The organism is Planotetraspora mira (genome assembly GCF_016863275.1).
In the GTDB taxonomy this organism is placed as follows: domain Bacteria; phylum Actinomycetota; class Actinomycetes; order Streptosporangiales; family Streptosporangiaceae; genus Planotetraspora; species Planotetraspora mira.
The window spans coordinates 174,562-182,903 of the sequence record NZ_BOOO01000039.1; the positions used below are offsets into that span (position 1 = coordinate 174,562).

Here is an 8,342-nt window from a genome sequence, read left to right on the forward strand (position 1 = left end):
GAACGCTCCGGCGGGGCCCGCATGTCAGGACATGCCGACGGGGTTCACACCGGGGCGGCCTCCTTCTCGACGGCCCCCTCGGCGGCCGGGGTGCGACGCAGGAGGAGCAGGGCCATCACCGCTGCGGCCACGCAGAACCCGAACCCGACCAGCGAGCCGACCGACATGGCCGACACGAAGGCGTCGCGGCCCGCCTCGGCCACGGCGGGATCTCCCAGCGCGAGCGCGCCGCTGATCGAGTCACGGGCGACCTCGGGAGCGGAGGCCGGCATGGAGGCCGTGTAGACCCCCGCGAGCACGCTGCCGAGCACGGCGACGCTGAGGGCCATGCCGACCTGCTGCACCGTGTCGTTCAACGCCGAGCCCACACCCGCGCGCTCCGGCGGCACGGCGCCCATCAACGTGGCGTACGCCGCCGGTCCGGCCAGGCCGCCGCCGACACCCATGATCATCAAGCTGACGATGAGCATGCCGTACCCGCCGTCGAGAGTGGCGAGGACGCCGAAGCCGACGGCCATGACGAGCAGGCCCGTGACGATGAGCGTCCGGTTGCTGACCTTCTTGCCCAGCGCCGCCCCGAGGCCGTTGAAGACCAGAGCGGCCATCACGTACGGCAGCAGGGCCATTCCGGCCTTCAGCGGTTCGTAGCCGAGGACGAACTGGAGGTACTGCGTCAGGGCCAGCATCAGCGCTCCGGACCCGAAGGACAGCAGGACGATCGAGAACGACGCGCCGCTGAACGACCGGTCCCTGAAGAGCGACAGCGGCAACATCGGCTGCGCGGCCCTGCGCTCCCACAACACGAAGCCCAGCAGTGCCACCGCGGCCACCGCGACCACGAGCGGGTTCCACTCGCCGGTGGGCGCGGACACGACCGCGTAGACGAGGGCGCCCATGCCCACGATCGACAACACGACGCCGACCGGGTCGACCGCGCGGGCGTCCCCCTTCGTCTCCGGCATCAGGACGAGCGCCGCGATGATCGCCACGACCGCGATCGGCACGTTGAGCAAGAAGACCGAGCCCCAGTAGTAGTGCTGGAGGAGGAATCCGCCCAGCGTCGGCCCGGCGATCACCCCTGCCATGGCCACCGAACTCCACGCGGCGAACGCCTTCCTGCGCTCGCTCTCGTCGAAGACCGTGATCAGGATGGACATGGTGGACGGCATGACGAAGGAGCCGCCCACCCCCATCAGGGCCCGGGCCCCGATGAGCTGCCACGGCTCGGTCGCGAGCATGGCGGCCACCGACGCGCCCCCGAAGAAGGCCAGGCCGAGGATCAGGAACAGGCGCCTGCCGTATCGGTCGGACAGGCTTCCCGCGGTGAGCAGCAGGCCGGCGAAGACCAGGATGTACGCGTCGATGATCCACTGGACGTCCGACGGGGATGCGCCCAACTCGCGCATGAGCGACGGGATCGCCAGGTTGAGCACGGTGTTGTCCACGACGAGTGTCAGCAGACTCAGGCAGAGGACGCCGAGGATCCACCAGCGGCGGGGATGCGACATAGGAGCCACCTCGAACAGTGTGCGATAAGACTGGAACACTGTACGACAGCCTCGAACAGCGTGCGAGCGAATATCCTGTGGCGGTGTCAGCGAAGCCGTTCTCCTCGGTCTGGACGCGTGAGCGCAGGGGCCCTCGCGACCAGGGCCTGAGCCGCGACCAGATCATCCGGGCGGCGATGGAACTGCTCGACGAGGACGGCCTCGACGCGCTCAGCATGCGCAAGCTCGGGGCGCGGCTCGGAGCGGGGGCGACCAGCCTCTACTGGCACGTGGCGAACAAGGACGAGTTGCTCGAGCTCGTCATGGACGAGGTCTACGCCAAGGTCTCCATCCCCGAAGGGTCGAGCTGGCACGACGCCGCCACCGCTTTCGCGTACGGCATGCGCGACGCCGTCTCCCAGCACCCCTGGAGCATCAGCCTGATCGGCGTGCTCCCCGCTCTCGGGCCCAACGCCATGACGGCCGCCGACCGTCTCATGGCGGCGTTCTCCAGCGCCGGCTTCGACGGAATCGACGTCGACTACGCGGTCAGCGCTGTGGTGTCCTACACGCTGGGCGCCACCATCCCCGAGGTCGCCTGGCTCAACGCGCTCGACGAGGCCGGCACCGACGTGGCCGGAATCCAGGCGTCCGTAGAGCCGATCATCGAGGAACTGGGCGCCGACTACCCCAGCCTGCGGGAGCGGTACCGCGCCTACTCCGGCATGGCCTTCGACCCCATGACGGCCCGGCGGATCGCGTTCGACTTCGGGCTGGTGGCGCTGCTCGACGGCCTGGCGGCCCGGCTTCCGCACGGAAGCCGGCGAGATCATCCTGTCAGCGACTGACCCGTCCTCTTTACACAATGATCAGGTAGCCTCGGAACATGCTGCCCACAGTCGCCGACGTGCTCGCGCTGGACGCGGTCCGACGCGGTAATCCGCGCGTCGTCGCGGGCGGCGACCGTCTCGACACCCGGGTCCGCTGGGTGCACGTCGGTGAGATCACCGACATCGCCCATCTGCTGCGCGGCGGCGAGCTCGTGCTCACCACGGGCGTGGCCCTGCCGAGCGAGCCGGACAAGCTCGCCGACTACATCTCCGACCTCGCCGCGGTCGGCGCCTCCGGGCTCATCGTGGAGCTGGGCCGCCGGTTCGTCCGCGAGTTGCCGCGCTCGGTGATCGAGGCCGCGGAAGACCACGGCCTGCCGCTCGTCACCCTCGCGCGCGAGACCCCGTTCGTGCAGATCACCGAGTCGGTTCACGCGCGGATCATCGACATCCAGCTCCAGGAGCTGCGGGCGTCGGAGCAACTGCACGAGGTCTTCACCGAGCTGTCGGTCGAGGGCGCGTCGCCCTCCGAGGTGCTGGCGCAGGTCTCCCGGTTCTCCGGACGGCCCGTCGTCCTGGAGAACCTCGCCCATCAGGTCCTCGCGTGCGACGCCGCCGGGGGCGACACCGGAACGATCCTGGCCGGCTGGGAGACGCGGTCCCGCGCGGTCTCGCCCGAGGAGCGCACCGCGTACGACACCGCCGCCGGGTGGCTCGTCACCATGGTGGGCGCCCGGGGGCAGGACTGGGGACGGCTCATCCTCCTGTGCGACACCCCTCCGAGCCCTCATGACACCGTGCTCGCCGAACGCGCGGCGACCACGCTCGCACTCAGCCGGCTGCTTGAGCGCCACCAGGAGTCGCTCGAACGGCAGGCGCACGGCACGATCATCGCCGGGATCCTCACCCACGCCTACTCCGATCCGGACGAGGCGGCGGCCCGGGCCCGGGCGGTCGGGGTGCCGCTCACCGGCCGGAAGCTGATCAGCGCCGTCATCAGGCTGACCTCCTCGACCGGAACCGCGCTGGGCGAGCAGGCCCAGGTGGGCGAGCTGGCCGAGGCCACGGCGGCCGCCTGCCGCGACGCGCGGCTCCCGGCGCTGGTGGGCGCGCTCGATCAGAGCCGGGTGGGCGTACTGCTCCCCCTACCGCCGCGCTCGCTCGCGGAAACGGCTCTCGGCGCCCTCGCGGACCGCCTGCGGGCCACCTTCCCCACGCCGTTCGTGCTGGCGACCGGTTCCGTGGTCGAGTCGATCAAAGACGTACGGCGCAGCTTCCTCGAGGCCGAGCAGGTGGCCGACGTGGCGGTCCGCCAGCCTGACGGACGCGCGTTCTATCGCCTTCCGGACCTGCGCCTGCGCGGGCTGCTCCACCTGCTGCGCGACGACGCGCGACTCCAGACCTTCGCCGAGCGCGAACTCGGAGCGCTGCTCGCGCACGACGCCCAGCGGCACGGCGACCTGACCCGGATCCTGCGGGTCTACCTCGACGCCGGCAGGAACAAGGCGGTCGCCGCACAGAAGGCGCACCTGTCCCGCCCCGCGTTCTACGACCGGCTCCGGCGGCTCGAACGCATCCTCGAGACCGACCTCGACGACGTCGAATCGTGCATGTCCCTTCACGTGGCGCTGCTGGCCCTGGAGACGTTCCGCCGCGAAAGCCTGTGACCTGGGGATCCGCCTCTCCGCCCGAATGAGGATCGGGATGAGGCCGCATATGCGGATACAGGTCTGCCTCACCAGGTGTAAGTCCTATGGCACCTGACTACTCTCCGTACACTCGCGCACACGGTGTGAATCGTGCTTGTCTCAGAGGGTGCAGATGACGAGCGAACCTCAGATCAGTCCGGCGATCGTGGTGCGAGCCTTGTCCGCCCGGTTCCCCCGGTGGACCATCTGGTGGGGTCAGGCCACCACGCACTACTGGGGCGTCTCACGGCGCCGCAACGGGCTGCTCCTTCACGTGGAGGCCATGTCCGCCCAGGACTTCGTCCAGCAGGCGCGCGAGATCGACGCAGTGACACCGTGACCACGGGCACGGCGACCGCCGTGCGGTTTCACCGGAAAGTCGTGACCATTTCTCACGATCTTTGGCGTGTACAGCGCGAGCGGCCTGCGATCCTCGTCACGATGGTCCTTCGAAGGATCACGAACGAGGGAAGACCGCATGCGACGCCATCTGATCGTCGGGACCGCCACCGTGGCCCTGACGATGATCACGCTCTCGGCCTTCGCCAGTTCGTTCTCCCCGCTTCCCGGGCCTCGGTACGCTCTGCGCCTGCTTCCCGAGATCCCGGGCCTTGCGGGCCTTCCCGCCGCTCCACCACCGACGGCCCTCCCCACGGCGGCCCTCCCGACGACCGGCTTCCCTCTCGGATCCGCGAAGGCGCCGAAGGTCGTGTCCGAACGGGTCGTACCGGGCATCGAGTCCTTCACGCTGACGCACGGCACGTCGACCGACGGCTACACCGTCAGCGTCGTGGCGCGCGGCAAGGACGCCTTCTCCGAGGCGACCGCGAGGGCCCAGGCCCTCGCGGTGGAGGAGGCCGGTTACAGCCCCTCCATCGTGAAGTTCACCGAGCCGGCGGTCGCGGACCATCCGGCGGCCGACTTCTGGACGGTCAGGATCGGGGCGTGGCCGCTCGGCAAGATGACCGAGGCCGCCCACGTGGTCAAACGGCTCAAGAAGGCGGGCATCACCGCGAAAGTCGACTTCGGCGGTGACGACGGTTTCCAGACCAGCGGCCCGTGGACCATTCGTGTCCTCATGATCGACCCTCGCTCCTTCCACGGCACCTTCCGTTCGTCGCTCGGCGCCGGAGTGGCGGCGCGGGAGACGGTCTCGGCGATGGCGGCCTCAGCCGATGCCGTAGCGGCGGTCAACGGCGGGTTCTTCGACATCCACACGCTGAAGGACTTCCGCGGTGATCCGACCGGCATCTCCGTAGTGGACGGCGACCTGCTCAGCGAGGCGGTTCCCGGGCGTACGGGTCTGGTCCTCGCGGGCCGCAGGGCACGCGTCACCGAGCTGTCCTCGTCTGTCGTGGCGGCCTCAGACGACGGGGCGAAGCTGGAGGTCGGGGGCCTCAACCGGGTCGCCCGGGCGGATGAGCTGGTGATGTACACCGAGGAACTCGGCCGCGCGACTCCCTCCGATCACGGAGCCGAGGTGGTGCTCGACGCGTCGGGCGAGGTCCTGCGACCGCGCCGGCCCGGCGCTCCCGTGCCTCACGGGACACGGGTGCTCCACGGGAGCGGCACCGCCGCCGACTGGCTCACAGAGCACGCCGCCACGGGCATGACGGTCGACGTCACGGCGAAGGTGACCGACCTGCGCACCGGTCAGGTCGTTCCGCTGACCTCGGAGACCAGCATCATCGGTGGAGGGATCGGCCTCGTCAGGGACGGGCGGACCTCGATCACCGCCGCCAAGGACGGCATGGCCAACGTCAACATGATCGTCCGACGGCACCCCCGGACGCTCGCGGGAGTGACCGCGTCCGGAGAGTTGGTCATCGCGGTCGTGGACGGCCGTGCTCCCGGCACCAGCGTGGGCGCGTCGTTCTTCGAGTCGGCGGAACTCATGCGCTGGCTCGGCGCCCGAGACGCGATCAGCCTGGACGGCGGCGGCTCGAGCACCATGGTGGTCGACGGGAAGGTGGTCAACCACCCGTCCGACGGAGCAGAGCGCGGCGTCGGCGACGCCCTGCTCATCGTCGGCAAGTGACCTGGGGACGACACGTCGGACCTCTGCGCACGATGCCGTCGAACCACTTGTCCTCGACCCTCTTGCGGGGCCTTCTTGCCGGGGCCTCTGCAGGGCCTCTGCAGGGCCTTTTTGCGGAGGCATCTTGCGGGGCCTCTGCTGGGGCCTCGGTGGGAGCCGATGAGGCTGGCCGCGCACAGCGGGGCGAGTGTCAGCGCGACGCGGCCAGGCGGGCGATCGAGTCGTCGTCGCAGGTGTCCCAGAACGTGCCGACCACGTCCTCCAGGTGGTCGAACGACTCCGCCTCGAACAGCACCTCCTGATACTTCGTGATGTCGTAGTGGGTGGTGCCCATGGCGGTGAGCTCGAGCGGACGGATGTCCATCCCGCGAAATTCCTCGATCTCGCCGGACGAGCTCAGAATGCCTGCGCCGTACGCCTTGGACTCGCCGTCCTCACGCATGACGCCGAACTCGAGCGTGAACCAGAAGACCTTGGACACGAACTCCAGCGCCTCGTCGGTCTCGACTCGCCGGGCGGCCCGGCCGGCGAGCCGGTAGAGCTCGGCGAAGCGCGGGGAGGCCAGCGTGTTCGCGTGTCCGATCACCTCGTGCACGATGTCGGGTTCAGGCGTGTAGAAGGGCACCGAGTGGTGCCGGATGTACTGGGTGGAGTGGAACAGGCCGTCCGCCAGCACGCCGTAGAACTCCCGCAACGGGACGAGCCCGGCCGCCGGCAGGTATCCGAACCCGGTGATCGGCTTCAACAGGTCACTGACCTCCTGAAGTTGCGGGATACGCTCCGTCGGCAGCCGCAGCCGGGCTGCGGCGTCGATGAACTCCCGCACCGCGTATTTGCCGTGCTTGACGGCGAGTTCCTGCGTGACGAGCGCCCACACGTGGTGTTCCTCGTCGGTGTACTCCGCATGGGGAATGGGCTCACCCGGTTTGTGACCGAGCGCCAGTGCCGCGATGGCGTTGCGGCGGTTCCGGTACACCGTGTCCGCGAAACCCGGGTGGCCGCTGGCCAACTCGACGACGACGGATCCATCGTCTTGCGTCGCGACTGGAGCAAAGTACTGCGCTTCCTCGAACATAACCCCATATGACAGCAACTCGCCGATTCGCTGACAAGAGCGACCAGTCGGAGTGGGCGGAACGCACAATCTGCGACCAAAATGGTGGATTGAGCTAGCCGATTCGACCAGTCGGAGCGTAGCCTCGGGCGCATGCTCGACGCGCTCGACAGTCAACTGTTGATCACCATGCGTGCTCACCCCCGGATCGGGCTGACCGAACTCGCCCGCCTCCTCGGGGTGGCACGCGGCACCGTTCAGGCGCGCCTGGAGAAGCTGACCATGCGAGGGGTGATCAGCGACTTCGGCCCCACGGTGGCGACGGAGGAGATCGGCTACCCGATCCTCGCGTTCGCGTCCCTTCAGATCGCGCAGGGCAAGCTCACCGAAGCGGTGCGGACGCTGGGTTCGATACCGGAGATCCTCGAGGTGTACGGCACGAGCGGCCAGGCCGACCTCCTGTGCCGGGTGGTCGCGCGGAGCACGCCGCATCTCCAGGACATCATCGCGGAGATCCTCGCGTCGCCTGCGGTGCAGCGCACCGATACGACCATCGCCTTGTCGACTCAGATCCCCTTCCGGGTCGAGCCTCTGCTCGGAGCCGCCGCGGAGTCTCCGGCCTAGCGAGCAGCAGTTCAGAGATCAGCCGAGCGGCGATTCAAGGATCGGCTGTAGTCATTGAGGGGATTACGCAGACAGTCGGTCGGGGATCGGCCGAGCGGCAGACAATCACACGAAGCGGTCGGTCAGGGATTACGTGGACGCGGGCGTTCGAGGACCAGACAGAAGGGGTGGCCGGCGGGATCGGCGTAGATACGCCACCCGCGGGTGCCGCCGCCGTCGTCAAGCAGCGTCGCCCCGCTCGCCAGCACCTGCTGATGGGCCCGGTCGAGATCCTCTACTCCGACATCCAGATGGAACTGTTGCGGGTGATCTGATTCCGGCCACCGCGGTGGACGATGGTCCTCCACCCCCTGGAAAGCCAGAACCTGCCCGGAAGCCGTGTGAAGAGTCACCCATTCGTCACTGAGATCCCATCGTCGATCGCGCTTGTTGACGGTGCCGCCCAGGAGCGCCTGGTAGAACCGGGCCAGCGGCAGCGGTTCGGCACAGTCGAGCACAACGCACTGCAGGTTGCCGATCACGGCCGGCCCTCCCGGGGAAAAGCGACTCAGGCTCCACTTCCGGGACCACGATACTTCGCAGGGAAATGCGTTATCGCTGGAAATAAAAAAGGAGGGGCCG

The 8,342-nt window shown here is 68.8% G+C and carries 8 protein-coding genes; 5 read left to right on the forward strand and 3 right to left on the reverse strand.

Annotation, left to right across the window (positions count from 1 at the left end):
• Positions 1–44: 44 nt before the first annotated feature.
• A complete protein-coding gene (locus Pmi06nite_RS33590; RefSeq protein ID WP_203957203.1) occupies positions 45–1,508 on the reverse strand; it encodes an MFS transporter in 1,464 nt (487 codons plus the stop codon).
• An 83-nt stretch (positions 1,509–1,591) separates the two neighbouring features.
• Here Pmi06nite_RS33590 and Pmi06nite_RS33595 point away from each other — a divergent pair, with 83 nt between their 5' ends.
• The 4 genes from Pmi06nite_RS33595 to Pmi06nite_RS33610 all read left to right on the forward strand — a co-directional run bounded on the left by Pmi06nite_RS33595 (position 1,592) and on the right by Pmi06nite_RS33610 (position 6,043).
• Complete coding sequence (locus tag Pmi06nite_RS33595; RefSeq protein WP_203957204.1) at positions 1,592–2,335, forward strand: TetR/AcrR family transcriptional regulator C-terminal domain-containing protein; 744 nt, start codon at positions 1,592–1,594, stop codon at positions 2,333–2,335.
• A gap of 38 nt (positions 2,336–2,373) precedes the next feature.
• Positions 2,374–3,984, forward strand: a complete 1,611-nt coding sequence (locus Pmi06nite_RS33600; RefSeq protein WP_203957205.1) for a PucR family transcriptional regulator — start codon at positions 2,374–2,376, stop codon at positions 3,982–3,984.
• A gap of 154 nt (positions 3,985–4,138) precedes the next feature.
• A complete protein-coding gene (locus Pmi06nite_RS33605) occupies positions 4,139–4,345 on the forward strand; it encodes a hypothetical protein (RefSeq protein ID WP_203957206.1) in 207 nt (68 codons plus the stop codon).
• A 138-nt stretch (positions 4,346–4,483) separates the two neighbouring features.
• Positions 4,484–6,043 carry a phosphodiester glycosidase family protein gene (locus Pmi06nite_RS33610; RefSeq protein WP_203957207.1) on the forward strand — a complete coding sequence of 520 codons (1,560 nt, stop codon included), beginning with the start codon at positions 4,484–4,486 and terminating at the stop codon, positions 6,041–6,043.
• A gap of 190 nt (positions 6,044–6,233) precedes the next feature.
• On the opposite strand, the gene Pmi06nite_RS33615 is transcribed toward Pmi06nite_RS33610, so the two are convergent.
• Positions 6,234–7,118, reverse strand: a complete 885-nt coding sequence (locus Pmi06nite_RS33615) for a phenylalanine 4-monooxygenase (protein ID WP_203957208.1) — start codon at positions 7,116–7,118, stop codon at positions 6,234–6,236.
• A gap of 132 nt (positions 7,119–7,250) precedes the next feature.
• Between Pmi06nite_RS33615 and Pmi06nite_RS33620 the strand changes: the two genes are divergently transcribed.
• Complete coding sequence (locus Pmi06nite_RS33620; protein WP_203957209.1) at positions 7,251–7,721, forward strand: Lrp/AsnC family transcriptional regulator; 471 nt, start codon at positions 7,251–7,253, stop codon at positions 7,719–7,721.
• 122 nt (positions 7,722–7,843) lie between these two features.
• Here the strand turns inward: Pmi06nite_RS33620 and Pmi06nite_RS33625 are convergent.
• On the reverse strand, positions 7,844–8,342 hold a 499-nt coding region (locus tag Pmi06nite_RS33625), incomplete at its 5' end, for a VOC family protein (RefSeq protein ID WP_308442549.1).